This is a genomic window from Sphingobacterium rhinopitheci, assembly GCF_022627575.1.
Taxonomy (GTDB): Bacteria; Bacteroidota; Bacteroidia; order Sphingobacteriales; family Sphingobacteriaceae; genus Sphingobacterium; species Sphingobacterium rhinopitheci.
Genome location: NZ_JADEYQ010000001.1, coordinates 583,872 through 610,105, shown reverse-complemented (window position 1 = coordinate 610,105; position 26,234 = coordinate 583,872). Strand labels below are relative to the sequence as shown.

General features: G+C 34.9%; 27 protein-coding genes. 15 read left to right on the top strand and 12 right to left on the bottom strand.

The features are described 5' to 3' along the window. Window positions 1-37 precede the first annotated feature (37 nt). From IP023_RS02690 to IP023_RS02670, 5 genes are all read right to left on the bottom strand, one after another. Entirely contained in the window at window positions 38-667 is a 630-nt protein-coding gene (locus IP023_RS02690) for an alpha-ketoglutarate-dependent dioxygenase AlkB family protein (RefSeq protein ID WP_317224522.1), read from the bottom strand. Then, on the bottom strand, window positions 651-1,511 hold the full coding sequence (locus IP023_RS02685; protein WP_241788702.1) for a methylated-DNA--[protein]-cysteine S-methyltransferase: 861 nt from the start codon (window positions 1,509-1,511) through the stop codon (window positions 651-653). Before IP023_RS02685 ends, IP023_RS02690 begins: the two co-directional genes overlap by 17 nt. Window positions 1,512-1,873: 362 nt before the next feature. Next, window positions 1,874-2,581 carry a class I SAM-dependent methyltransferase gene (locus IP023_RS02680; protein WP_241788701.1) on the bottom strand — a complete coding sequence of 236 codons (708 nt, stop codon included), beginning with the start codon at window positions 2,579-2,581 and terminating at the stop codon, window positions 1,874-1,876. Beyond that, window positions 2,574-3,746, bottom strand: a complete 1,173-nt coding sequence (gene pncB, locus IP023_RS02675) for a nicotinate phosphoribosyltransferase (RefSeq protein ID WP_241788700.1) — start codon at window positions 3,744-3,746, stop codon at window positions 2,574-2,576. The genes IP023_RS02680 and pncB overlap by 8 nt, the downstream gene beginning before the upstream one ends. A gap of 128 nt (window positions 3,747-3,874) precedes the next feature. Then, window positions 3,875-5,116, bottom strand: a complete 1,242-nt coding sequence (locus tag IP023_RS02670; RefSeq protein ID WP_241788699.1) for a DUF6600 domain-containing protein — start codon at window positions 5,114-5,116, stop codon at window positions 3,875-3,877. Window positions 5,117-5,404: 288 nt separating this feature from the next. On the opposite strand from IP023_RS02670, the gene IP023_RS02665 reads away from it, so the two are divergent. From IP023_RS02665 to IP023_RS02640, 6 genes are read left to right on the top strand one after another with little or no spacing between them, the layout of a single operon-like run. Next, the gene (locus IP023_RS02665) at window positions 5,405-6,163 is read left to right on the top strand and encodes an MlaE family ABC transporter permease (RefSeq protein WP_241788698.1); all 759 of its coding nucleotides are present in this window, start codon (window positions 5,405-5,407) and stop codon (window positions 6,161-6,163) included. Between the two features lie 2 nt (window positions 6,164-6,165). Then, window positions 6,166-6,939: an ABC transporter ATP-binding protein gene (locus tag IP023_RS02660; protein WP_241788697.1), complete on the top strand. Its 774-nt coding sequence runs from the start codon at window positions 6,166-6,168 to the stop codon at window positions 6,937-6,939. 7 nt (window positions 6,940-6,946) lie between these two features. Continuing rightward, entirely contained in the window at window positions 6,947-7,930 is a 984-nt protein-coding gene (locus IP023_RS02655; RefSeq protein WP_241788696.1) for an MlaD family protein, read from the top strand. Between the two features lie 13 nt (window positions 7,931-7,943). Continuing rightward, entirely contained in the window at window positions 7,944-8,636 is a 693-nt protein-coding gene (locus tag IP023_RS02650; protein WP_241788695.1) for an RluA family pseudouridine synthase, read from the top strand. A gap of 48 nt (window positions 8,637-8,684) precedes the next feature. Further along, window positions 8,685-8,945, top strand: a complete 261-nt coding sequence (locus IP023_RS02645; protein WP_241788694.1) for a hypothetical protein — start codon at window positions 8,685-8,687, stop codon at window positions 8,943-8,945. An 18-nt stretch (window positions 8,946-8,963) separates the two neighbouring features. Next, window positions 8,964-9,353, top strand: coding sequence for a DUF983 domain-containing protein (locus IP023_RS02640; RefSeq protein ID WP_241788693.1), 390 nt, complete (start codon window positions 8,964-8,966; stop codon window positions 9,351-9,353). Between the two features lie 5 nt (window positions 9,354-9,358). Here IP023_RS02640 and IP023_RS02635 read toward each other — a convergent pair whose 3' ends face one another. Beyond that, window positions 9,359-9,643, bottom strand: a complete 285-nt coding sequence (locus IP023_RS02635; protein WP_241788692.1) for a DUF4286 family protein — start codon at window positions 9,641-9,643, stop codon at window positions 9,359-9,361. Between the two features lie 112 nt (window positions 9,644-9,755). Here IP023_RS02635 and IP023_RS02630 point away from each other — a divergent pair, with 112 nt between their 5' ends. The 9 genes from IP023_RS02630 to IP023_RS02590 all read left to right on the top strand — a co-directional run bounded on the left by IP023_RS02630 (window position 9,756) and on the right by IP023_RS02590 (window position 18,474). Beyond that, the gene (locus tag IP023_RS02630; protein ID WP_241788691.1) at window positions 9,756-11,639 is read left to right on the top strand and encodes a S9 family peptidase; all 1,884 of its coding nucleotides are present in this window, start codon (window positions 9,756-9,758) and stop codon (window positions 11,637-11,639) included. Between the two features lies 1 nt (window position 11,640). Beyond that, the gene (locus IP023_RS02625; protein ID WP_241788690.1) at window positions 11,641-13,314 is read left to right on the top strand and encodes a sensor histidine kinase; all 1,674 of its coding nucleotides are present in this window, start codon (window positions 11,641-11,643) and stop codon (window positions 13,312-13,314) included. 3 nt (window positions 13,315-13,317) lie between these two features. Then, the gene (locus IP023_RS02620) at window positions 13,318-14,013 is read left to right on the top strand and encodes a response regulator transcription factor (protein ID WP_241788689.1); all 696 of its coding nucleotides are present in this window, start codon (window positions 13,318-13,320) and stop codon (window positions 14,011-14,013) included. Between the two features lie 131 nt (window positions 14,014-14,144). Beyond that, a complete protein-coding gene (greA, locus tag IP023_RS02615) occupies window positions 14,145-14,618 on the top strand; it encodes a transcription elongation factor GreA (protein WP_241788688.1) in 474 nt (157 codons plus the stop codon). Between the two features lie 173 nt (window positions 14,619-14,791). After that, window positions 14,792-15,211 carry an HIT family protein gene (locus tag IP023_RS02610; RefSeq protein ID WP_241788687.1) on the top strand — a complete coding sequence of 140 codons (420 nt, stop codon included), beginning with the start codon at window positions 14,792-14,794 and terminating at the stop codon, window positions 15,209-15,211. Window positions 15,212-15,240: 29 nt separating this feature from the next. After that, window positions 15,241-15,885, top strand: coding sequence for a DedA family protein (locus IP023_RS02605; RefSeq protein WP_241788686.1), 645 nt, complete (start codon window positions 15,241-15,243; stop codon window positions 15,883-15,885). Between the two features lie 14 nt (window positions 15,886-15,899). Beyond that, window positions 15,900-16,442 carry an inorganic diphosphatase gene (locus IP023_RS02600; RefSeq protein ID WP_241788685.1) on the top strand — a complete coding sequence of 181 codons (543 nt, stop codon included), beginning with the start codon at window positions 15,900-15,902 and terminating at the stop codon, window positions 16,440-16,442. A 5-nt stretch (window positions 16,443-16,447) separates the two neighbouring features. Beyond that, complete coding sequence (locus tag IP023_RS02595; RefSeq protein WP_241788684.1) at window positions 16,448-17,761, top strand: hemolysin family protein; 1,314 nt, start codon at window positions 16,448-16,450, stop codon at window positions 17,759-17,761. After that, window positions 17,761-18,474: a 16S rRNA (uracil(1498)-N(3))-methyltransferase gene (locus IP023_RS02590; RefSeq protein WP_241788683.1), complete on the top strand. Its 714-nt coding sequence runs from the start codon at window positions 17,761-17,763 to the stop codon at window positions 18,472-18,474. The genes IP023_RS02595 and IP023_RS02590 overlap by 1 nt, the downstream gene beginning before the upstream one ends. Before the next feature lie 4 nt (window positions 18,475-18,478). Here the strand turns inward: IP023_RS02590 and IP023_RS02585 are convergent, their stop codons facing one another. The 6 genes from IP023_RS02585 to IP023_RS02560 all read right to left on the bottom strand — a co-directional run bounded on the left by IP023_RS02585 (window position 18,479) and on the right by IP023_RS02560 (window position 26,199). Continuing rightward, window positions 18,479-18,961 (bottom strand): hypothetical protein, encoded by a 483-nt coding sequence (locus IP023_RS02585; protein WP_241788682.1) that lies wholly within the window; start codon window positions 18,959-18,961, stop codon window positions 18,479-18,481. Further along, on the bottom strand, window positions 18,961-20,460 hold the full coding sequence (locus IP023_RS02580; RefSeq protein ID WP_241788681.1) for an ABC transporter permease: 1,500 nt from the start codon (window positions 20,458-20,460) through the stop codon (window positions 18,961-18,963). Before IP023_RS02580 ends, IP023_RS02585 begins: the two co-directional genes overlap by 1 nt. 3 nt (window positions 20,461-20,463) lie before the next feature. Continuing rightward, window positions 20,464-21,105, bottom strand: coding sequence for an ABC transporter ATP-binding protein (locus IP023_RS02575; RefSeq protein ID WP_241788680.1), 642 nt, complete (start codon window positions 21,103-21,105; stop codon window positions 20,464-20,466). Window positions 21,106-21,243: 138 nt separating this feature from the next. After that, window positions 21,244-21,813, bottom strand: a complete 570-nt coding sequence (locus tag IP023_RS02570; protein ID WP_241788679.1) for a hypothetical protein — start codon at window positions 21,811-21,813, stop codon at window positions 21,244-21,246. 74 nt (window positions 21,814-21,887) lie between these two features. Continuing rightward, window positions 21,888-23,324 carry a hypothetical protein gene (locus IP023_RS02565; RefSeq protein ID WP_241788678.1) on the bottom strand — a complete coding sequence of 479 codons (1,437 nt, stop codon included), beginning with the start codon at window positions 23,322-23,324 and terminating at the stop codon, window positions 21,888-21,890. Between the two features lie 31 nt (window positions 23,325-23,355). After that, the gene (locus IP023_RS02560; RefSeq protein WP_241788677.1) at window positions 23,356-26,199 is read right to left on the bottom strand and encodes a TonB-dependent receptor; all 2,844 of its coding nucleotides are present in this window, start codon (window positions 26,197-26,199) and stop codon (window positions 23,356-23,358) included. Window positions 26,200-26,234 lie beyond the last annotated feature (35 nt).

Genomic DNA, 26,234 nt, shown 5'->3' with positions numbered 1-26,234 from the left:
TTGCCTAAAGATAACGAAGTAATAGTAAATATCTTATCTATTTATTATTTTTACTTAGCTTATTCGAGTTTTCGATAGTTCTAAAAGTGAGATTGATACGAGGGCTACTTACCTTTGTAGTAGGAGGTAGTTGGTGCAACCAATAATCCTGTGTTGTACCTTTCATGATTAGTAAGGAGCCATCTTCTAACAAAATATCTATTCTTTGCTTCGAATATTTGTGTTTAAACGAAAATTTTCGGGGGGCACCAAATGTAACAGAAGCTATACTACCCTGTTTTTTTAAATCTCTCTCTGCGTCCGAATGCCATGACATCCCTTCACTACCATCATGATATAGATTCAATAAACAGGAATTATAACTATCACCAGAGAGCTGTTCTATTCGTTGTTTCAAGTGCAATAAAGTACTGTTCCACGGGGAAGCTATCTTTTCTATACCCGAGTATTTGTATTCGAATGGTTCATCGCCATGCCATGCTACTTTTCTTTTTGTCGTGATCAGTTTACCAAAAATAAGCGCTTGGTCGTGTTGCCAATTTATTTCTTCGATAAGAGATTTATAGTATACCTCGGGATTACCAAATACAACACCATAATATTCTACGATTCCATCATAGGGTAATAAGTTGTTGCTCGGGATAGGCTCGTCAAAAAGTTTCATCATGTATGCTATTTGTTTGTGTATTTTCCCAGCCTATAATAGCTGTCTTTCGAATGGGGTCCCAGCGGTACCCGCCGATGACACCTGATGCCTGAATAATACGGTGGCAGGGGATAAGGTATGCTAGTGGATTATTTCCAATAGCTGTGCCTACAGCACGTGATGCGGTGGGTTGATTTATTGCTTGCGCAATATTGCCGTAGGTATCTAACTTACCTAAAGGGATCTGCAATAAAGCTTCCCATACTTTCAGTTGAAAAGCTGTGCCCTTCAGGTGTACATTAATGGGATTGGGTTGTTTGGAAGATAATTCAAATATTTTCAATACGTTCAGGTGGCATTCTTCTACTTGATGAAGATAGGTAGCATTTGTAAATTGTTTTTTTAAAATTGTACTAACATCTTCTATTATATCTATAAAACTTATTTGACAGATACCTTTTGATGTGGAAGCAATTAGTATTTTCCCAAATGGACTATATTGAAGTGAATAGTGAATTGTCAAATATTGTCCTTTATTGCGGTATTCGTTTGGTGTCATAGCTTCTATATTGACAAATAAATCATGCAATCTACTAGGACTACTTAGACCTAATGTATCACTTGTCATAAACAATGACTGTTGATTATCTAGTATTTTCTTTGCCTGCGACAAGCTAATATATTGCAGAAATTTCTTCGGCGTAGTACCCGCCCATTCTTGAAATATTCGCTGAAAATGAAAGGAACTGAGGTGTACATGGTCAGCAATCTCTTCCAGACTTGGCTGTTGATCATGATGTGCTATAATGTAGGCTATTGCTTTAGCAATACGATTGTAGTTGATTGATTTTTGATCCTCTTCCATATACAAAGGTCTTTTTTATAACCGAGTATTGCAATCTGATTATTGCTACATTTTATTATATTCTTGTATTGATATCTGGAATGATGGATTTGAATGTAGCATCGTAGAATTGTGGGCTCATTACTTTTCAGGATATTCATTTACGTGATATGAAAAGCAAGAATAATATATTAGATTTTAGTATCGTTGAGAAGTCTTGGGTATAAATAGGCTTATCTCGTGTAAGCAACTTAGGATATATTATTGTTCGTGTTGGACACGTGGAGGATATAGTGCTTGTTACTTAATTTTCTCTTCAAGAATTCAATATAGAAAATATAGAATAAATGGGAAGCTACCCGTAGATAACTTCCCTATTTATTCTATTTTCGGGGTTCCATACGCACCAAGTATTGATCATTTTCATCTTCATACAATACTTGTACTACCCAATTCTCTTCATGCGCAATCTTGATTAATGCATCTTGATCTAGATATAGCCAATTAAAAGGTTCTCCTTTTATACCATTGAATTCATATTGAAATCCAATCTCTCCAAAATAATAGTCAGGTCGTTGGATTTTGTATTCATCATATAAATAGGATATATTGGAGCTATCAAACAACAATTGTCCTTTGTCTGTTAATAAAGTTTTAGCATGTGCTAGTAAGTGACGAAATCCCTCTAGTGTTTTCGCTAAACCTATTCCATTCATCAAAAATAGTAAGGTGTCATATTGTTGGTCGTTCAAGTGGAAAAAATCTCCTTGAATGATGTCTTTTACACCTCGCTCTTTCATGATGGTACAAGCAGAAGGAGATATTTCTAATGCTGTAACAGCAAATTCTTTTTCTTGTAGATATAAGGCATGCGAACCAACACCAGCACCCACATCAAGAACAGTGCCATCGCAAAGTGACAACGCGATGAATTCTAATTCTGGAAAGTCTTCATCTTCACGAAAAAATACTTCTACAGGCATTTCTTCGATATCACCATAGGTGCTATGTAATAGCAATGGTTCTTTTAATGCTCCAGTTTGGTGATATTCTAGTAATGCATCACCGTACACATCTTTGTAATTAGTCATCTATATGCAAATATCTTTTAGCCATCTCTATTTCTTTCGAATCACCCGTGTGTTTCATGGGCTCATCGGATAATTTTATTACAGGCGTCCATTCTCCATTTTCAGGTAATGCTTCAGTCATCTTGAGAACAATATTCATTCGGGGTAGCCCAACATCATTAGTGAAATCCGTTCCTATACCAAAGGAATAGCCTATTTTACCCTTACAATAGTTGGATATTTTTTCAACTTTATCATAATCTAAACCATCCGAAAAAATAATAGATTTAGATAATGGATTGATGCCTAGGCTTAGGTAATGATTTATTGTCTTCTGTGCAAATTCAATAGCATCGCCACTGTCATGTCTTACGCCATCAAATAGCTTCGTTAATTTTTTGTTGAACTGTTTGAAAAAAGCTTCTGTAGTATAGGTGTCTGATAGCGCAATACCTAAATCTCCTAAGTATACATCGGCCCAATTTTCTAATCCTAATAGGTTAGCCATTTTATAGCCATACTTAGCCGCATGAAACATAAACCACTCGTGTGCATGTGTACCGATCTGTTTGGTATTATATTTCATAGCAAGAAATAGGTTACTTGTACCTATGAATGTTTTTGAAGGATGATTTATTAATGTTTTAATGACTAAATCATGTACGTCAAAAGAATGTCTTCTTCGTGTTCCAAAATCAGCTATGGTAATATCTAATTTATCGTATTTGTCCATTTTAGATTCTACAATATGCATCACTTCCTCGTCTGCCACACGTTGAAGTCCTGTCATTTCATAGTAGATCTCACATATTAAGGACATAATTGGGACTTCCCATAAAATCGTTCGGTACCAATATCCTTCTATTTTAACGGACAATTCACAGCCAGTTTGCTCTATTTTTACTTCTTCAGGGTCATATCTGTAACCTTGCAAAAAGTCAAAATAGGTAGGATCCATATAGGGGCAACTTTCTGCGAAAAAGATCTTTTCTTCCTTAGTAAGTTTTAACTTGCTAAGTGCTTGAATAGATTCAGTTAATTTAGCAGCAAAACCTTCCGGAAATTCATGTTTACCTCTATTGATAAATTGATATCTCGCTTTTGCTTTTGGAAATAACTTTACTACAGCATATTGCATCGTAAATTTGTAAAAGTCATTATCCAATATGGAAATCAATTTCGCCATATTTTAAAACGGGTTAATAGGATTCTGGTGTAGAATGCCTGATTTAATAATATGTAATATTACTCAAAAATAATAAAAGCGTGGCGAATATTCGCCACGCTTTTTGTTATTTAGTGATTCTTAAAGTGTTATCTGCGCGAGTTAGACGAGCGATCTGTACTAGTTCTTGATGGTGAAGAAGCGTCGTTACGTGACGAAGATGAAGTAGTACGCTCTACTCTAGGCGTATTATTTCTAGATACTGTACTACTGTTGTTACTCGCTCGTGTCGTGCTTGCTTGTTGCACGGGTATAGTACTACGTTGTCTTTCTCGTGAAGGTGTATTATCTCGTTGTGGTATTTGCTGTACTTCACGTCTTACCCTAGAAGATTCACCTCTGTTGATAGGACTTTTGTTTTCCGTAGTATTTCTATTACTTGTCGACCGATCATTACCTCTGTTAGTTGACAACGTACTATTTCTAGATTCAGTTTTTCTATCATTTGTGATTACGCGACTATTATCACTTCTATCCCGAATAATCGCATTACCATCTCTTCCAATATACATTTCTTGACGAGCTCTATTCGTCGTATTACTATTAGTAGCGCTACGATTGGCAGTATTAGTACGACTATCTCTCGATGTAGATTGCGCTCTAGTATTATTTTGTGGTCTATAGATTGATACCGATTTATTGTCTATACGCGAACTACCAGGTCTATCTGCATTGCGTACATCACGTACGGTAACTTTTCGTCCTGTTGTACGTTCTACATCCCTTCGTGAAGGCCCTCCATAATAATGATTGTTATTGACGATATAAGTATTGTTTATGATCGTTGTATTATTATATATGTTAGGTCTGCCATAGGTGCTATATCTATGTATATTTCTGTCATAGATCCGTTTTGACGGAGAAAATATCCATAAGTTAATTGGTAAGCCTACCGAAATGTTTACACTCAATCGAGGTGCCATCGGTGCCCAACCATAATAACCATTTCCCGATCTCCAATCTACCCATGCAGGTCCCCATTCATAGTCAGGAATCCATCCCCATCCATTTCTAGGTGTATTTATCCATCTACCATAATGAAACGTCGCCCATCCCCAAGGGTAATTTGAAACCCAGGTATTGCCATATTGCGTCATTGTCCAATAGCCATTAGAGCTATAAGGTCTAAAATCATGTCCTGCCTGCGGGTACCATATATCACCACCATAATTAGGGTCATAGTCCCAATAGCCGTATGGAGATAACTCATCGTAAAACATATCTAATGATACGTGTACATTTCCCTGCGCCTTTGCACCATTAACAGTGAATAAACTTATAATAGATATTGCTATTAATGATAGTATCAATGTTTTGCCTTTGTTTATCATATTACCTGCCTTTAACGGTGAATGTATCTTTGTTAATTACTATTTCGTTATATGACTTCATCAATGGAATCAAGGTTTAACTAGGTTACTGAAATTTAATAAATATTAATCCCTATTGTTTTTGATGTAATTCAATATTTTGATTGATATATCAAACAATTTGGTTGTTTTTTTATTTCTATTAAAGTAGATGCTCTTATTATGAGAATGGAATTTAAAAATTTGTACCTTTGCACAAGTTAAATGACGTTTGAGATATTTACTTTATATTAAGTGTAATAATTATTAATGGGTAAGAAATTTAGTAATTTACTTCTTGAATTTGCTCGGTTACATCGCTTTTTAATGCGTTTTTTTCGTGAAATGGTGACCCCACCATTTGAATTCAAAGAATTTATAAGACAATGTTATGAAATTGGATGGCGATCGTTTCCTTTAATTTCTTTAACAGGATTTATTGTAGGCTTTGTGTTTACAAAACAATCAAGGCCTTCATTAGAAGAATTTGGGGCTTCTTCTTGGTTACCAGCAATGATTTCAATTGCTATTGTTAGAGCATTAGCTCCACTGGTGACTGCTTTAATTGCCTCGGGTAAGGTGGGCTCACAAATTGGTGCAGAGTTAAGCTCCATGAATGTGACAGAGCAAATTGATGCGATGGAGGTTTCGGGTACGAATCCGCATAAGTTCTTAATCGCTACACGAATCTTGGCTACGACGACAATGATCCCTATTTTGACATTTTATGTTGCTGGAATAGGTTTATTTGGAGGGTATTTAAGTATTATTTCTAAAGATCAATTGAGCATGCTTAGCTTCTTTACTCAAGTTTTTGATAAAATAGGCTTTGTTGATGTATTTGCTATGGTGATACGTTCTGTTGTATTTGGTTTTACAATTGGTTTTATTAGTACGTATGTAGGTTATTATTCGTCTAAGGGAACAGAGGGGGTAGGTAAAGCCGCTAATAGTGCCGTAGTGGCTTCTATGTTTGCCGTATTTATCGAAGAGTTATTGATCGTTCAAGTATTGTCTTTATTCTCTTAACTATGTCTAATAAGAATGTATATATAGATTATGATGATTGTGTCATTCATGTAAATGATGTCAGTAAATCATTTGGTAATTTGCATGTCTTGCGGAATGTTGATTTAAAACTTTATAATGGTGAAAATCTAGTCGTTTTAGGTCGTTCTGGGACAGGTAAGTCTGTTTTGATAAAATTGATTTCTGGATTATTGATGCCGGATTCAGGTGATATAAATGTTTTAGGACAAGTCGTGAATCATTTAGATGAGAAGGCACTTCGATTATTACGCTTGAAAATCGGCTTTTCTTTTCAGAATAGTGCATTATATGATAGTATGACTGTTCGTGAAAATTTAGAATTTCCACTCGTTCGTAATAAAAGAAATTTAACTCGGATGGAGATTGATCGTGAAGTGGAAGAGGTATTGGAGGGGGTTGGTCTTTTACAGACCATCAATCAAATGCCTTCTGAATTATCCGGTGGTCAACGTAAACGTATTGGAATCGCACGTACATTGATTTTGCGCCCCGATATTATGTTGTATGATGAGCCTACGGCTGGTTTGGATCCTATTACTTGCTTGGATATTAATGGATTGATCAATGATGTGCAAGAAAGATATAAAACATCTTCTATTATTATTACACATGATTTGGCATGTGCCAAAATGGTAGGGGATAGGATGGTAATGTTGTTAGATGGCAAGTTTGAAAGACAAGGTACATTTGATGAAATTTTTGCAACAGATGATGTCCGTGTTAAACCTTTTTATGATTATAATTTTATAGTATAATATACAGATGAGTACACAAGAAAATAAAAGATCGCTTATAGTTGGACTATTTACGCTTATAGGTCTAATTATATTGGTAGTTGGTATCTTAGTATTAAGCTCTCAACAAAATAAATTTAGTAAGAACCTTGTTGTAAAAACATATTTCAACGATGTTAAGGGTTTGAAAGTTGGAAATAACGTTTGGTTTTCGGGGGTTAAAGTAGGTATAATTAAGGAAATAGCATTTGAAAGTATTGAAAAAGTACGTGTTGTAATGACTATTCAAGAAAAAGATAGCCAATTTATACGCAAAGATGTCGTTGCTATTTTAGGATCTGATGGTCTTATTGGTAATTCCATTATTAGTTTAGTGGGTGGTTCTTCAAAATTTCCGCAAATAGAAAATGATGATGTATTGAAATCTGGTGCCAGCGTTGGTATGGAGCAAATGATAGGATTGTTGCAAGAAAATGGAGACAATCTATCTGTAATCACTAAAAACTTCGCTACTTTATCGCAGCATATGGTCGATGGCAAAGGTACAGTTGGTGCTTTGTTGACAGATGATGAGATTGCCACTAATCTGAAGTCCTCTGTAGGTTCTTTAACTAAAGTAATGACTGATGCTAGTCTTGCGGTAAATAATTTGGTTGATTTAACGCAAAAACTGAACAATAATGAAGGGTTACTTCATGATTTGACAACAGATAAAGAGGTGTTCGCTAGTTTGCGTGAGTCGGCAGCGCAATTACAAGGTGTTACGCAGACTGCTAATGCTTTGATGGAGAATCTGAACAAAACATCCGCGAGATTGAATGATAAAGATAATGCATTAGGTGTGTTAACTAATGATCCTGCGGCCGCTACTGAGATCAAACAAATCTTGAAAAACTTGAATACAAGTACGGAGAAATTGGATGAAAATATGGAAGCTTTACAAAGTAATTTTCTCTTGAAAGGTTTCTTTAAAAAGAAAGCTAAAGCAGCGAAAGATTCACTAAAAAACTAATTTTTGTTTTCTAATGTCAAAAATTACAGATAAGGATATCCTTTTTGAGGATAATCATCTTATCGCTATTAATAAGCGTGGTGGTGATATTGTTCAAGTAGATACAACAGGAGATAAATCTCTAGAAGAAATGGTCAAAGATTATTTGACCATTAAATATAATAAACCCAATGGTGCCTTTATAGGGGTTATACACCGTCTTGATCGACCTGTGAGTGGTATGATTTTGATGGCTAAAACTAGTAAAGGCTTAGATCGTATGAATCGTTTCTTTCATGATCGTAAAGTTCAAAAAACGTACTTGGCTGTAGTTAAAGAACGTCCGCCACATAGAGCCGGGAAATTGACGAATTGGTTGCTCCGTGATCGCAAGAAAATGATTACCAAAGCTTACGATCGTGAGGTAAAGAATGGTAGTTATGCTGAGTTGGATTATGAAATTGTAGGTCATCTCGAAGGTTATTACCTATTGAAGATAAATCCGCTCACAGGACGTACACATCAGATCAGAAGCCAGTTGGCATATATGGGTTGTCCTATCGTTGGCGACAACAAATATGGCTATCCTCGCGGATCTCTCAAACGAACCATATGTTTACATTCTCGATCTTTAGCATTTGAACATCCTGTGAAAGAAGAGCAAATGTTGATCGAAGCTCCGTTGCCGGTAGATGGTTTCTGGGAAAGATTCAATGTCTTGTTGTAAATATAGTTTGTGACAATTTAATGCTAAATAATTCTTTAACTTTGTAGCATGAAAATATTCAAACGTCTTTTTGTCTCACTTTCTTTAGTGTGTGCTTGTCTATTTGTTACACCTGTTGCGGTTAGTGCGCAATGTGCTATGTGTTCGTTGAATGCCGAAAATAGTACACAACATGGAAATACACAGGGTAAAGGGTTGAACAATGGTATTTTGTTTTTGCTAGGTATGCCATTTTTGATTGGAAGCGGAGTAGCTATACTTTGGTATACTAAATTTCGAAAAAAAGAAGAAAAGTCACCTCTGTTATAACTTTTAATGGTTTTAAGGATGGGTAGATCTAAATTATTAGCTGTAGCGCAATCCAGATGTCCTCGATGTAGAGAGGGCAACATGTTTGAAGGACGCATATATGGGCTCAAGAAACAAAAAATGAATGAGCTATGTCCTTGTTGTGGATTCAAATTTGAAATTGAACCCGGTTATTTTTATGCCGCTATGTATGTTAGTTATGCTTTTTCGGTAGCGCAAGTAGTTACCCTAGCATTAGTAACAGCATATTTTACGCATAGTGAATCGCCATGGATATATGTAGGTGTTTTATTTGGTGCTATTTTGGTATTCGCACCTTTCAATCTAAGATACTCTAGGCTAGTGCTGTTGCATTTTCTTTCCCCTAAAGTATCTTATAATCCAAATCTTGCTTGCAATAAAGTATAATTAGCTTATAAATATTGCATTATACTATCAAAAATAAAAGCTTTCTCTTTATGATTAAGTTGCAAGTGATATTGTAGATCGTTTAAGGTAGTTTGTTGAAAATTTACTATATCTTCTTGATTATTAACGGTCATCTGAACACAATAGGTATGCCCTTCGTGTGGCGTATTAATCATTTTCAAGAATTTGATCTCTTGAACAAGACTAGGTAACCACTCTTTTTCTAACCAATTTAATAATGTGTCGTGTTGACTATCTTCAACAATAATGGATATGTTATATAAGTACATACTGCAAAGTTAATAAATATTAAATTTACGCTGTAAAATTAAAGTTGCAATTGTGAATAAGTGTAATAAAATTTTAATATTTGAGGATAAGAGTCGAGGGGGATTAAAATTAATGAAGGTAATAGTAAATTTAATGTTTTTATGTGTAGTCATCATTTCTTTCTGCAATTGCGGAGACAGAGATAAGGTGAAGACCATCCCTATTCAAGATTTTTTTGTCAAACCTGAGCGTACGAGTTTTAAGGTATCGCCAGATGGCAGACGTATAGCTTATATTGGTGTAGAAGATCACTGCCGTAATATTTTTATTCTTGATACCGAAATACCAGATTCTTCAAAGCAGTTGACCTACGAAAAGCATATTAATGTGCAATACTTCTTTTGGGCTACCTCAGATAGTATTGTTTATTCTAATAGTCATTCCAATAAGGATAGCCTCCGTCTATTTATTATCGATATTCATACCGAAAAATCTACTTATTTAATTCCTCCAGCCCAACATGAGTTGAGATGGGTGTCGCCAACACATGCTATAGATGGTAAAATATTGGCGCAATTAAATGTCCGTGATTCAACTATTTTTGATTTATATAGAATTCCATTGAATGGTAAAGGTCCTGAGTTGGTAGAGTTAAATACCCAACGCATGGGGACTTGGGTAGCTTCGATGGATGGACAGGTACGATTAGCGATTTCTAGTGATAGTATTCAGGATAAAATATGGTATAGGGACAATGAAGGAGAGCCTTTTAGAAATGTGCTTAATACTGATTTTATATCCACTATCATCCCGCTAGGTCCTGCCAAAGGGAGTAATTCGTCTTTCTATGGATTAAGTAATATTGGTAAAGATAAATCCGGCTTAGTATTAATGGATTTCAAAACAGGCGATCAGCAAGTATTGGTAGATAATGAAAAAGCAGATCTAAACAAAGAAGGGTATCTTTTTTCCAAAGGAGAAATGATATATACTTCGGTTTCTACGGAGGATAGAAAAGAGATCAATGTCTTAAATGACAAGTTGAAAAGTATCTATCAAGAAATTCAAAGAAAGTATGCGGATTATAATATAGATCTGATCGATGTAGATGAAAATTTCAATCTTGTCGTTTTTAAAATATATACCGACGTTGACCCGGGACAAGTATTATATTACTCAGCCAAATCAGGTGAAATTAAAGAACTTGTAGCGATAAATCCTAGTCTAAAGAATATAGAGTTATCCCCAATGCAAGCTGTCAGTTATTTCTCGAGAGATGGCAAATTGATTAATGGTTTTTTGACTTATCCACTAATAAAGAAAGATAAATATCCAGTAGTTGTATTGGTACATGATGGTCCTAATAGTAGAGATAATTGGGGTTTTAACCAAGAAGTTCAGTTTTTGGCAAATAGAGGTTATGCCGTTTTTCAAGTCAATTACCGTGGCTCTACTGGTTTTGGAAAAGAGTTTGTAAAAGAGGGGTATAAACAATGGGGTGGGGAGATTCAAAATGATATTAGCGATGGTGTTTCTTGGCTTATCCACCAAGGTATAGCGGACAAAGATCGTGTAGCTATCATGGGTACAGGATTTGGGGGGTATTCAGCTTTGTATGCTGCTTGTTTTAATCCTACGCTTTATAAATGTGCTATTTCATCCTCTGGATATACCAATCTATTTACCTATCTTAAAGAGATACCGCCTTTTTATCAGCAATATTTGCAGATGTATTATAAGATCATTGGGGACCCTTCAAAAGAGTCTGATTTGTTTAAAGCAATATCTCCTTTGTTTCATGCAGAGAAAATTAAAATGCCTATTTTGATGTTTCAAGGTGGACGTGATCGATATAATAGTATTACGGATATTAATCAATTTGTGCAGAAAGTGAAAAATAACGGCGGTAATATTAAGTATACCTTTTTTGAAGAAGAAGGTCGCCGAATACGTAAAGAAGAAAATATTATACTCTATTATCAACAAGTAGAGGATTTTTTAAGTAGAAATCTATAATATGAATTCTATAAATCTTCGATATCGTAAGAACTTTGGATTGCTAATTGCATTTTTTGTTTTAGTAACCATACTATTTGTCGCTTCTACATTTTTTGCACGAACCATGACTACAAATTTTGTAGAAGCTGAGTTTAATAATAAAAAAGTTGAAGTTTTTGACGAGTCTATAAAGCCATTTAATACTTTCTTTACTGAGAAAATACCTGAAATATCCTATTTTCAAGGGTATATGAGCGATGATCAAGCGTCTGATTTCTCAAATACTGTTCTTCGTAGTTTTCCTTTTGTCAATGAAGTTAGGTTTTTTGATGTTGTGTTGACCAATCGTGATAGTGTAGGTAATGGCGTACGTTTTAATAACCTTACTGTATATTCCAAAGTGAGTTACCTTTACAAACTAGATAAAGACAATCGTTTGTTAGGGGGAGAACAGTCATTTAAAGAATATCTTAATGCTACCTCCGAATTCAATAATATGATGTTGAAATTCGTCGGTTTTATTGAAGGTGCAAAGGATTCAACACGCTTAACAGATAATGATATTTTTAAGGTTTTCTATGCTTTACAGCCCGGCATGGTGTCTTATCTAAATATTCCAAGGATGTCTGATATTATGAATTATCAGACTATGATGAATGATGTTGATCTACCCGAATCTTCTTATGAACAAGATTTATTTGTGTTTTCTATTGATCCTACCAAAATACATATTCAAAATAAATATCCCAACTTATATGAAGAGATCTCTATTAAAGCTGTAGTAGACCAATATGTAACCAACGATGAGTCTTATTTACGAACTGAATTACCATTACCTGGTGCTTTGTCTGATTATAAATTGCAATTTGATACTTCGAGAGAGTTTATTGTAAAGGATATCAATAAAAGGTTTTTTCCTGTAATGGTAGGTATTTCTCTTGTTTATTTATTCTTAATCTTGACGGGTTACTTAATCTATCGCAATGCGGCCATTAATAGTAGGCTGTACCAGCTTCAATATGATTTTATCAATAATCTTACACATGAATTTAAAACACCTGTTAGTGTGATAAAAATAGCAGGTAATAATATTAAAAGTGCGGATAACATATCTGAAGTTGAAAGGCAAATGTATGGTAGAATATTGGATCAAGAAGCAGATAAATTGAATAATTTGATGAATAAATTATTGTCATTTGCACAAATTGAAAATAAATCTATTAAATTTCATGGTGAAGACATTGATTTAAAAGTTTTTTTATCTCAATTTTTTGATAGTATACAATTAAAATATCCTGATTTGAAATTGGATTTTAAAATAGATGTTAAAAGTATGCTTTACACTGATCCAGTGTTATTAACAAGTGTTTGTCAAAATTTAGTTGACAATGCATATAAATATTCTCCTATAGATCGCAAGTTTTTGGCGGTAACAGTAGAACAAAATAAAAAATATTTCACTATTTTTTTTAAGGATAAAGGGATTGGTATAGATAAACGAGAATTTAATAGTATTTTTAAGAAATTTTATAGAGTTAAAAATCAGTTTAACCAGCAAGGTAGTATTGGATTAGGGTTAGCATTTTGTAAGGAAATAACTGAATTTATGGGAGGAGATATTAAAGTAGATAGTCAACTTAACGTAGGCACTACATTTACATTGATTTTTCCAGTAGACGTTAAAAAGATATAAAGTATGGAAAAAGACATTACAGTTGCAGTTGTTGAAGACGACGAGAATCTTAGATTTTTGGTTAGTCACCGTTTACAAACTGAAGGCTATAAAGTTGTTCAATCAGGTAATGGTCTTGATGCTGAAGCATTGATATTGGAATCTAATCCCGATATCGTATTATTAGATTGGATGTTGCCAGGTAAAGAAGGTATAGATGTTTGTGAAGCTGTTCGTAAAAATGGATTTGAAAATATCATTATTATGATGACAGCAAAGTCACAAGATGTAGATAAAATTGATGCCTACAGTTATGGAATCTCTGATTATATTACTAAGCCCTTCAATATGGATGTGCTTGTAGCTATGATCGAAAATAAGGTGCGTTTTTTTGTGCCTAAAACCGTCAATAAAGACATTCTTGTTTTTGGAAAAACAGAACATCATCCGCAAATACATTCACTTATTCGTGACGGCAAGAAAATAGAATTAACAATTCTTGAGAATAGAATATTACTTCACTTTCTGCAAAATATGGGTAGAGAGATTACGCGTGAAGAATTGATGGAGGTAGTGTGGGGATATAGCTCTAATGTCAATACACGAACGTTGGATATGCACGTAGTAAGATTGCGAAAGAAGATCGAACATAATCCCGATAAGCCTAATTACTTACAAACAGTACGCGGATTGGGGTATAAATTTGTTGATGAAGAATAATTTGGAATTATTGATTTTTTAAATTATCTTCGTAAGTAACGAGCAAGACCATTTTTCCCAAAATAGGGAAAAGTGGTCTTGTTCTTTTTTAATAATAATTAGTGTTAAAAATTTAAGTTAATATTAAAATTATGGCAGAAGTAACTTATTACACAGAAGAAGGATTAGCTAAGCTAAAGGAAGAATTACAGTATTTAAAAACTGAAGGTAGACTTAAGATCGCAAATGCTATTGCTGAAGCGAGAGATAAGGGTGACTTGTCAGAAAATGCAGAATATGATGCTGCAAAAGAGGCGCAGGGATTACACGAAGCTAAAATCTCAAAATTAGAAGGGGTTTACGCTAGTGCACGTTTGATCGATGAATCGAAATTAGATTTGTCAAAAGTATTAGCTCTTTCTATCGTTAAGATCAAAAATGTGAAAAGTGGAGCGGAGATGACCTATCAATTAGTGTCTGAAACGGAAGCTGATTTGAAGTCTGGAAAAATATCCGTTAAATCTCCAATAGCGCAAGGTTTGTTAGGTAAGTCTGTAGGTGATATAGCAGTGGTAACAGTACCTGCTGGTCAAATTGAATTAGAAATTTTAGATATTTCACGATAATTTATGAATAGGTTATGAGCGGTATGCCATAACCGCTCATACAAAAATATATTATAAAAGGAGCTTGCACTAAAGTGTAAGTTCCTTTTGTTTTAATAAGAAAACGTAAGAGATATTAAGAGGCAGTCTTGCAACTTTTTATTATATTTGCCCATATTCAAATTGATAGATTTATGTCTACAATATTTAGTAAAATTATTTCAGGAGAAATTCCAGCATATAAAGTTGCTGAGAGTAACGATTTTTTGGCTTTTTTAGATATAGCTCCACTTACTCGTGGGCATGTATTGGTAATTCCTAAGAAAGAAACAGATTATATATTTGATATTGATGATGAGGAATATCAAAGTATGTGGATCTTTGCTAAAATTGTTTCTCAGGGTATTAAAAAGGTGATGTCTTGTCCTAAAGTAGGCGTCGCTGTCGTTGGATTAGAAGTTGCTCATGCACATATCCATCTAATACCTTTGAATACCGTTAGTGATATGAATTTTGAAAAACCTAAATTGTCGCTTTCTGCAATAGAAATGGATAAAATAGCCACAGAAATTCGTAATGCTATTTTGGTTATTACTACTAGTGCTAAAATGTAACTATTATTCGCTTACCTTAAGATTAAAACATGCATGATTTTTTAATGACTTTCCAACAATTAATGGATCCTGAGTATTTACTTAGCCACGGTGGATTCTATATTGTTTGTTTGATTGTATTTGCTGAAACAGGACTTTTTTTTGGTTTTTTTTTACCAGGTGATTATTTGCTATTCCTTGCAGGATTATTTTGTGCATTAGGAAAAATTGATGTGACTATTGTAGAAATGTTTTCTGGAATCTTAGTGTCAGGTATTCTAGGTAATTTAGTAGGCTATTGGTTTGGGTATCGAACTGGCCCTATGTTATTTAAGAAACAAGATTCTTTGATATTTAAGAAAGAATACGTGATGATGGCGGAAGAATTTTATCAGAAATATGGTGGAAGAGCTCTTGTGATTGGTCGCTTTGTTCCTATTATTCGTACATTTGCGCCAATATTTGCAGGGGTAGTAAAATTAGATTTTAAGAAATTTCTTGTTTATAATGTTGTAGGGGCTTTAATATGGGTTTCTGGATTAACATTAACAGGTTATTTCTTGGGAGAGTTTTTTCCCGGAATTATAGATTATGTAGAGTATATTATAATAGGTTTAATTGCCGTTGCATTTTTACCTATCGTAATTGGCGTATTGAAGCGCACGATGAACAATAGAAAACAAAAAACAAAATAAACAGTTTAAAATTAATGAGTACACAACATCCTTGGCATCAGGTATCTCCAGGTGAGGATTTGCCAAATACAGTGAATGCTATTATTGAAATCCCTAACGGATCAAAAGCAAAATATGAAATAGATAAAGAAAGTGGTTTAGTGAAATTAGATCGCGTATTATATTCGTCTGTTATGTACCCCGCTAACTATGGATTTATCCCGCAAACTTATTGTGATGATAAAGATCCATTAGATATATTAGTAATCTGTTCAGCGGACGTATATCCAATGACAATGATCGAGGCTAAAATCATTGGCGTTATGCATATGGTTGATGGTGGCGAGCAAGACGATAAAATTATCGCTGTTGCAAAAAATGATATGTCTGTTAATTATATTAATGATATCTCTGAATTGCCTCCTCATACAATGAAGGAAATCGTTCAATTTTTTGAATCATATAAAGCTTTAGAAGGAAAAAGTGTTATTATCGAAGGATTACATGGTCGTGAATATGCGCAAAATATCCTTAAAGAGAGCATTGAACTTTATAACACAGAAATTAGAAATAAATAACCTATATGGCACTTGATATATTTTGGACCTTATTACTCGTATTTGCTAATGGTTTTTTCGTAGCTGCAGAATTTGCTATTGTAAAAGTTAGAGCATCTCAAATAGAGTTGCAAGCTAAATCTGGAGGCAAAGTCGCTAAAATAGCCAAAAATATCACGGACCATTTGGATAAATACCTAGCTGCTACGCAGCTAGGTATTACATTAGCTTCATTAGGTTTAGGGTGGATAGGTGAGAAAGCTATGGGCAAAATTATTTTTTCCGCTTTTTCTTACTTTGACGTTGATATCACTACAAGTTGGTCGAAGGGATTAGGATTTGCTATCGCTTTTGGTACTATTACGCTATTGCACGTAGTATTAGGTGAATTGGCACCTAAATCAATTGCTATCCAAAAGCCTGTAGCGACAACAATGAAAATCGCAGTACCACTGCGTATTTTTTATTACTTACTAATGCCTTTAATTTTTATATTTAATGGTTTAGCTAATTTTCTGTTAAAATTAATAGGTATAGAACCACACCCTAGTGAATCTGCCCATTCTTCTGAAGAGTTACAATATTTATTAGAAAAAGGCAAGGAGTCTGGAGCTTTAAATACTTCAGAGCATGAATTGATCAAAAATGTTTTTGACTTCAACGAGCGTATCGTAAAGAATATAATGGTGCCACGTACAAAAATTGTAGCAGTGGAGGTTACAGATAAAGCTGATGAGTTTATAAAAACAGTTACTGAAGAAGGTTATTCTAGAATACCCCTTTATGAAGATAATATAGATCAGATTGTTGGTGTAGTACATACTAAAGATGTATTACCGTTGCTTTTTAAAGGTGAAGAGGTTGTTCTTAAGAAAATAATGCGTAAGCCTTATTTTGTTCCGGAAACTAAGAAGATTAACGATTTGATGACGGAGTTTCAATTGAAGCGCATTCAAATTGCTTTTGTATTGGATGAGTTTGGTGGAACTTCAGGTATGGTTACGCTGGAAGATATTGTTGAAGAATTAGTAGGGGAGATTCAAGATGAGTATGACGAAGAAGTACCTTTGGTAGAACGTATATCTGAAACGGAATATATGGTCGATGCAGGGGCTAATATCCATGATGCTAATGGTTTTTTACCTTTAGAGTTGCCAGAGAGCTCTGATTATGATACTATTGCTGGTTTAGTAAGTGATGTCTTTGAGAAGATCCCTGATGTGGGTGATTCTATGGAAGCATTTGGGTATAACCTGATCGTCATGAAGAAAACACAACAAAATATCGAGTTCGTCAAATTTGATTTGATTGAAACTCCACACGATCCAAAATCTAATTAATGTTATTATTTTATACTCCTGAAATAGAAGCACATCATAGCTCTTTTTTATTAAGTGAAGAAGAAAGTAAGCATGCTGTACGTGTATTACGCCTTCAGGCGAATGATATTATTCATTTGATCGATGGGCGCGGTGGTTTGTATAAGACGGAGATCATTGAACCGCACCCTAAGCGTACGAGCTTGAAAGTTTTAGAAGTTACCCAGCAATATGGACAAACATCTTTTCAAGTGCATATGGCGGTCGCTCCAACTAAAAATATTGAACGTATAGAATGGTTCTTGGAGAAAGCTACTGAGATTGGTTTACACGAATTTACGCCGGTTATATGTGCCCGCTCTGAACGTAAAGAGGTCAAAGTAGAACGATTAGAAAAAGTAGCTATTGCCGCTGCTAAACAATCGTTGAAAGCATATATTCCCAAAATTAATCCTGCAGTTACTTTTTCTAAATTTATATCCTCAATTGAAAATTTGGATGTGAACAAAGGTATTGCACATTGTGTAGATGCGGATAAGAAATTTATTAATACCTCTTTCCAAAAAGGGGAGAAGTACTTAATATTGATCGGCCCAGAAGGTGATTTCTCTGATAATGAGATAGCACAAGCTTTACAGGCCGGATTTATACCCTTATCATTAGGAGAATCTCGTCTTAGAACAGAAACAGCAGCGCTAGCTGCTGTCTTAGAAGTGGCTTTATTAAATCGTTAGGCTGTTATTTTATAACTTCAGCATCAACTATTTGTATTTCAGAATTGCCTTTTAGGGGTTGAGGATTGAAAACCATTTTCCCCTTAATTTTTATAGGTTCTTCCGTAAATTTTATCGTCCCTTTTTTTAAGAATATTTCTACCATTGGTGGAATTCCATTTGTTCCACAAAATTGACATTGTGCAACTGGTAAGACAGATAACATAAACGTACTATGATTTCTTCCGCTATTAAGTGGGACCAAATACCCTGGTAATTGCACTATTTTATTCTCTAATTTCTTTAATTCTGCAGGGTAGTGTGGTGTATATACTTTCTTATTTCCTTCGGTTGTGACTTTATACATCATTTTATCAATAGCCTCCCAAGTGCTATTCATCATGGGGGTATGATCAGGTGTATTCGAAAAATTTAAGTTACTTCCAATTTGTGCATTTGATAAGGCATAGCTGAATGTAAGCGTAAATAGTAATATTAGTTTTTTCATTATTTTGAAGATAACGTTTTTGAAATTGTTGTATTATAAGCTTTAAATGCCGGTATTAATGCCGCTATTATACCTATTGAAATTGCGCCTAGTAATATGATTAACTCAAAGGGATAGAATGTAAATGCATTAATAAAATCTGCACTTTGACTTGTTTGTGTACTTATATAAGCTAATATAAGGTGGCCTAATACTAAGCCTATTATTCCTCCGATTAAGGTAATTATTAATCCTTCGACTATGATTAAAGTGAAAAGTTTAGTTTGGCTAGCACCCATAGTACGCATGATGGCTAAATCGTGTTTGCGTTTTTTCAATGCATTGTACAAACTAATAAATACACTAAGTGCTGCGATAACCATGATGGCATAAGCCAATATTTCTAATGAATCTAAACCTACCCCTAATAAAGAGAATATTCGAGAGCTTTCTATTGCAGGTGATGCTGCTTGCATATTGGTGCTCTGATTTACTAATCTTGGGATAACACTAATGGCTGCTGGGGAGGCGTATCTTATCAGTAATGCGGTGATTTCTAGTCCTTGGTCTGCTAGCATATCTTGGCCAATAGTTTTGATAAATCCACTAGCCATTGGTTTTTCACTTACAAATTCTTCCGTATTCGTATTACTATCTTTAGCCACAATATGATCCGCATGGCCATTGTTCGCTACTAATGTAGTATCATGATCATGGGAATCATGCTGTTCCTCATGTTCATGTACATGAGCTGATCCTAGTGTTGTATCCTTCGCTTCGCCTACATGGTCACTGTGGTCACTGTGGTCATGAGGCGCTCCTACGATTGGAGTATGAGTATGAGGATGTGGGTGGTCATGGTCATGGTCCGAATGATCGTCATGTATATGCTCATCATCGTGTTCGATTCCATGGACATCCCAAACGCTAGCTAAATTTGTTAAGATTAAGTTGTCTACTACGGAATTTGAGGGAGCGAGTATACCTACCACTTTAAAAGGATGTTCTTCATGCAGATGTGCTTCAGGAGATAGACCATGTGCACTATGTATTTCATCTCCCAATTTTAAGTTGTTTTTTCGTGCCACCTCAGCACCTATTACAACCTCAAATGACGCTTTCCAAATATGACCATCTTTTATTTTAAGATCATATAGCGCTAGATAATTAGCATCTGTACCGATGATTCTATGCCCTTTGTAATTGTCCCCTAAAGATATAGGAACAGCTAAATCTATTAAAGGATTGTCTGCTATCTTATTGGCTTCGGTTAGAGGGATATTTCCCGTAGGATTATCTACATGATAAAGTGAGCTCAGAATAAGTTGAAGGGGGCTTCCTTTTGCTCCAACTACCAAATCTATATTTTTTGTGTTATTTGTAAGCTGTTTCTCAAAGGTGTCTCCGGATATATAAATAACAATTAGTATAGCAATACCAAATGCTGTAAGCAAAACACTTAAAATGGTTGAGCCAAATTCACGTATTATATTTTTCCAAACTAAAGATAAAGTATTCATGGATTATAGTTGGTAAGTGTTAGCAAAATGATCTTTAATTCTTTTGTCATGTGTTGCTATCAAGAGTGTAGCGCCATATGTCGATGCTGTCTGTAATAATAAATCTAACACGAGCTGGGTGTTGGTATCATCTAGTGCTGCTGTGGGTTCGTCTGCAACTAATAGCATTGGGCCATTGATTACTGCCCTTGCTATGGCAGCACGTTGTAGTTGACCTCGACTTAATTCGTCAGGATAACTATTGGCTTTATCTTTTAGTTGAACCTTTTCTAATACTTCTAAGACGGCTTCTTTGTTTTCTTTTTTCTTAGCAAGATTCTGTGCTAAGCGGATATTTTCCTCAATCGTAAGATTTTTGATAAGGTGTGCCTCCTGAAATATAAACCCTATATGTTGGCCACGGAAAGTATCTAATTTACTCGATTGAAGTTCGTATATATCAATATTGTTTATCCATACTTTTCCTTGTGTAGGCTTTGATAAACCACTGAGAAGATTAAGAAGCGTAGTTTTTCCTGTCCCCGAATTACCTAATAAGAGTAAATGGTTACCGACAGCTATTTGAAGGTCTTTAAATACAATAGGTGGTATGGATTTGGAATAGCCAAAGCTTAAATTTTCTGTTTTTAGTAATAGATTATCCATGTACAAAGATTTATGCCAAAATACCATAAATTGTGTTTTAAAAAGAATATTTTTAGTCAAAAAGGCATTACAAACAAAGACAACTATAATAGATTAAAGCTGTCTTTGGTAAAATTATCTATTGTATTACTTTTTATATTATAATATCTTGGATGCTTTCATTTCCCATCGTCTGGTATTTATATTGAAAAATGTCTGTTCGTCAGGAAATTCAATATGCTCTGTGTCGCCAATTTTTGCGGTATAGAATTCGGAAAGATCTTTACCATTAACGATATAGTCAAAGAAAATATCGCTTTTCTTTTTCAGCTTTGATTTATCTAATTTCCATGTACGATAGATTTCCTCATATGTAATAATAGTACCATTACTATTTTTTTTGAGGCGACCTCCTGTAGCAACATAACGTTCGTGAATACTTGGTGCAATACGGCTTATTTCAAAGTATATATAGTTGTCTTTTGGGTTCACATAGTATTTGGTTAGTGTCATTGAGTTTGCCATCATACTATAGGCTTCATCATACTTCTGTTCAAATTTATTTTCATGGGTAGCTCTTTTAGGGAGTTTGCCCACAAATCTGACAATTTCGTATTTGAAAGAATCTTGTTTGATGATTGAAATGTTGTTGTCTGGAGAGTACTTATCTGTGTTTGCGCAGCTTGCTACTAAAAAGGAAAGTACTGCTAATAGAAATATATGCTTCATGCCTTTTTATTAATATCGTTTTTGATAAAAAAAGCAAGGATACTAATTGCTAGTATCCCTGCATCATTATTTAATTAGTAAACTTGATTGATAGGGTCAAAATTAGTCCATCCCTGTGTCCAGTCCGTTGTACCAAATGCACCTAGGTAGGCTACAGTTCTATCAAACCTCCAATTGTCTGCGGCTTCTGCCTCTGTAAATTTAGTGTTTGTAAACCTTGCCCCTGAAGTAATGGAACCTGTGGTAACAGCGAAATTTGGATTTTTTTGATATTCTGTTCTTAATCTTGTATTGAAAAATAAATTTGGATTTATGCCCAAAGCACTATAATCAGCCGAGGCATCTGTTAACCTTAGTGTATTGCCATTATCCGTGAGGTAGGTTGTAATATCTGAAACTGTAGTTGTGCTTACATTAGAGCCAATTGCTACGGCTGTCGTTCTCGCATAGAAGATGTTATTTTCAATAACGCCTGTTGGGGTTGATCCTAAATAATTGTTAGCTGCTGATTGGTGATTAAATCTAAAGGCGGTAGGATAGCCTACGAATACAGAGTTAAATATTGATCCTGAGATATTGCGGCGTAAATCTATAGATTGTTTGAAATTACCACTGTAGCTATTGCCATCAATCGCAGGTCCTATAACGGTGAAGTTTGTAGCTACAGCCCGTGTCTTAAAGCGTGAAAGGTCATTCTGTCCATCCGTATCCCATTCTAGACCATTAGATTCAGATTGATCGGCATGACTTGGATAACGAATCGCTAGTCCGAATTGTAATTTTCCAGAGAAACCATTGTCAATATCGAAACAGTCATCCCATGTTGCAAAAACAACCATATTTTTGCCGTTTACTGAGCCCCCAAACCATTCAATACCATCGTCACCGCCATATGATACTTGGATGTTTTCAAACTTTGTCCCATTACCAACTCCTCCTAATGTAATACCATTTGTTTCATTATTTGCTGTTAGTTCAATACCTGCAAATTCAACACGAAGATATTCCATTACGCCACTGTTGTCTGTATCATCTTCACCACCATAAATAACTGCAGGTGTGATTCCTTCAATAGCAGGTTCAACTAGGTTAACACGTGCATAGCCAAGTATAACAAGACCGCCCCAATCTCCCTTGTCACGGTCACCAGGGGCTTGATTTGAGGTCATAATAATAGGTCTTTCCCTTGTTCCTTGGGCCATGATCTTGGCACCACGATCTATAACTAAAGTGCCTTTTGAAGCTTTTTCACCTAGTATAACTGTTCCGGGCTCTATTGTCAATGTTTGCCCTTCACGTACAAATACCTGTCCTTTTACTAGGTATTTATTTGTAGCAGTCAATGTACGAGTAGAAATATTTCCTTGGAGTACCGTTACGTCATTGGCATTATTTTCGCCATTATTATCAGGTTCAATAATACTATTGCTGTTACAGCTTGATAGCAGTATGCCAATGGCTAATGCACTACCAGTAATCATTTTTTTAGTAATTTTCTGTGATTTTTTCATTTTCGTTTTTGGTTTACTGTTCTTTAACTTATTATTTTAGGCTATATGTGAATGTTGTTGTAAACAAAGTGCCTCGATTGTATCTCATGATTAAGTCGTCATTGTTTTTATCTATTTTTCTATCTCTATTTGTATCTTGATAGAATATGTATGGCGAATTTAATACGTCTTGAATGCCTAGCTTCAACGTCATGGTCTTGTTGATATTCTTACTTATTGTGAGATCTAAAGCATGTCTAGGAAGTTCATAGACTGTTGGGAAATCTACATTACCGATAGCATATATGCGTGGACCTATAGTATTGTATGCTGCGCTAATATTCCATCCTTTTTTTTCATCGTGGTAATGAAGAATGGCATTCGCAATATATGGAGACTGACCTTGTAGAGGTCGCCTCGCGTCTTGGACGGTTTCATTTACCGTATTGCCATAGTTAACTTCTGACTGTATATAGGAAGCATTTAAGTTAATGCTCAATTTGTCAATAAATTTACTTTCTGTATAACCACGAAATGATTTGCGTATTTCTAGTTCTGCACCATAACTAAATGCTTGGTCTGCATTGGTCAGTGTGAAAGCTTGACTTTCACTCTGAAGAATGACAACAGTTTCAATGGGATCTTTAAAACTTTTGTAAAAACCTCCAATACTTATCGTTTCTCCTCTACGAGGATAAATCTCGTAACGGGCATCGAAATTATTTATTGTAGCAGTTTTTAGGTTTGGGTTACCATTTCTATTGGCATCAAGTTCAAAATCATAAAATAAGAAAGGAGCAACCTCTCTGAATTCAGGCCGATTTACCGAGCGGCCATAAGCAAATCTTATTTTTTGAAGATCTCCTATTGAATAGTCAATATTCAAGTATGCTAGGGGAGTAAATAATTTATTATTTACTTCTATAGGATTACCAGCTGCATCATGTGAACTTAGTTTTAAGTTATTGTATTCTCCTCGAAATCCACCGACCAAAGTAAAATTGCCTACAGGGACTGTGGCACCAAAGAAAACGGCTGATAATAGGCTGGTTCCATTATAGCTGTCTATGGGATTAGTACCTTCTTCTGTTATAAAACCATCTTGTCTAAAATTGTTATCCGCAAATATCTGATTTAAAGGTAAAATGATTAGTCTGTTTAAGTCATCTGACATAGCATCACTACCAGCTTTGTAGCTAAAATATCGTGATCCAAAATCTCTCTTTCGGTATTCTACAAGGTAACCCGTTTTTAATAGGATAGGATTTTCTAGGCTACCGCCAAATTGATGCTCGACGCTAGTACTATTATTAACCCCTATCTCTTTCAATCTGCCGAAATATCGCCCCGTATCAAATAGGTTGGAACTCGGTGGTAACTCCATGTTATACTGATTTGACTCCTCGTTAAGTTGGGTTGTTCGGAAACGACGTAAATCAGGCTGATTTTCTTTCAAATAGTTACTCCCAACCACCCAGTTTATACTTGTCAATCCTCCATCAAAGCGATGGATCCCTTCTAGTTGCCCCGAATAAATAGAACGTGCTCTATATTCGTACATATAATTGCGACGATCTTGGTTGCCATGTTGTACAAAGTCGCGCCCATTGCGTAGAATAGTGATATTTTCACCTATTTGATTAAATAGGTTTTTAAATTCGATTTTATTAAAGGGATCAATAATAAGGGCCCAATTGCTTAATAAGCCTATACGATTTTCTTTTTCATAACGTTCGTCAATATATTTGAAACGTGGCGGTGCAATCATCCCAAAATCTGAAGGATCTTGCTTTTCATAACGTAAAAAATCGCGGGTATAATATTGGTAAGATTGGGCATAATTTATAGCCGAAAGCATACTTAAGCGCTTTGATTTGCTGATGTTCCAGCTGCGACCCATATTGAAACCAAAATTAATGTCAGGTATTGTGCTGGTCGTATTGTAGGACAGATCGTTGTTTAATAGCTTTGGTGCTTCAGTTCGGACAGTAGAGCTATTGGGAAGGCTACGAATATTTTCCGTAGGAAATCCTTTGGGCAATTTGCGCGAACCATCATCGAATCCTAAAAAATCAGTAGATGATGTTCTATTGTATACATAAGGCTTAAAGGTGGTATTTACTCTATAATTTGAACCTATAGAAAAGGTAGTAAAGTTTTCACTTGAAGCACTATTTGTATATACTTTAATTAGCCCTCCCGAAAAATCACCTGGGTTTTCTGGAGAACCAGATTTGTATATCATCATTCGCTCGAGGACAGCACTAGGAATTAAATCAAATGAAAATGTACGTATATCTATTTCTGTACTGGGAGCAATAGCATTATTAAGCATTACTTGATTGTAGCGTTCCGGAATGCCACGAATCATTGCGAATCGATTGTCTATAATAGTAAGTCCGGGAATACGACTCATTACTTGGGCAGCATCCCTATCTTGTGACATTTTTATTTGTTGTTGTGAAATTCCACTCACTACTTGATGTGCAGCTTTAATCTCTGTAAGTACTGCCATATTCGTATTGTGGAGCCTAGTAGCACTGATAACCACCTCTTCAATGCTGGATTCGGCTTTGGGGCTGAGTTCTAAATGTAGGGTTTGTATTTTATCTGCCTCTACTTTCAAATCTTCTATCAATAGAGTTTGATAGGTAAGGGAAGAAATTTGTAAATTATAAATGCCTGGTTCAATTTTTTGGATTTCAAAATTTCCTAAATGATTTGATGATACGGCTTGAGATGTTCCTACAATTCTTATAGTGACTCCATTAATAACCTCTTGAGATAGATTATTTTTAATGGTTCCATTTATTACTCCAGTTTGCCCGTAAACAGTTGTTACCACAAAAAGAAATAATATTGTATTTAGTGTTAATCTTGATTTTATAGATTTCATATATTTAAATTATTCACTACAATATAAGTATGTAG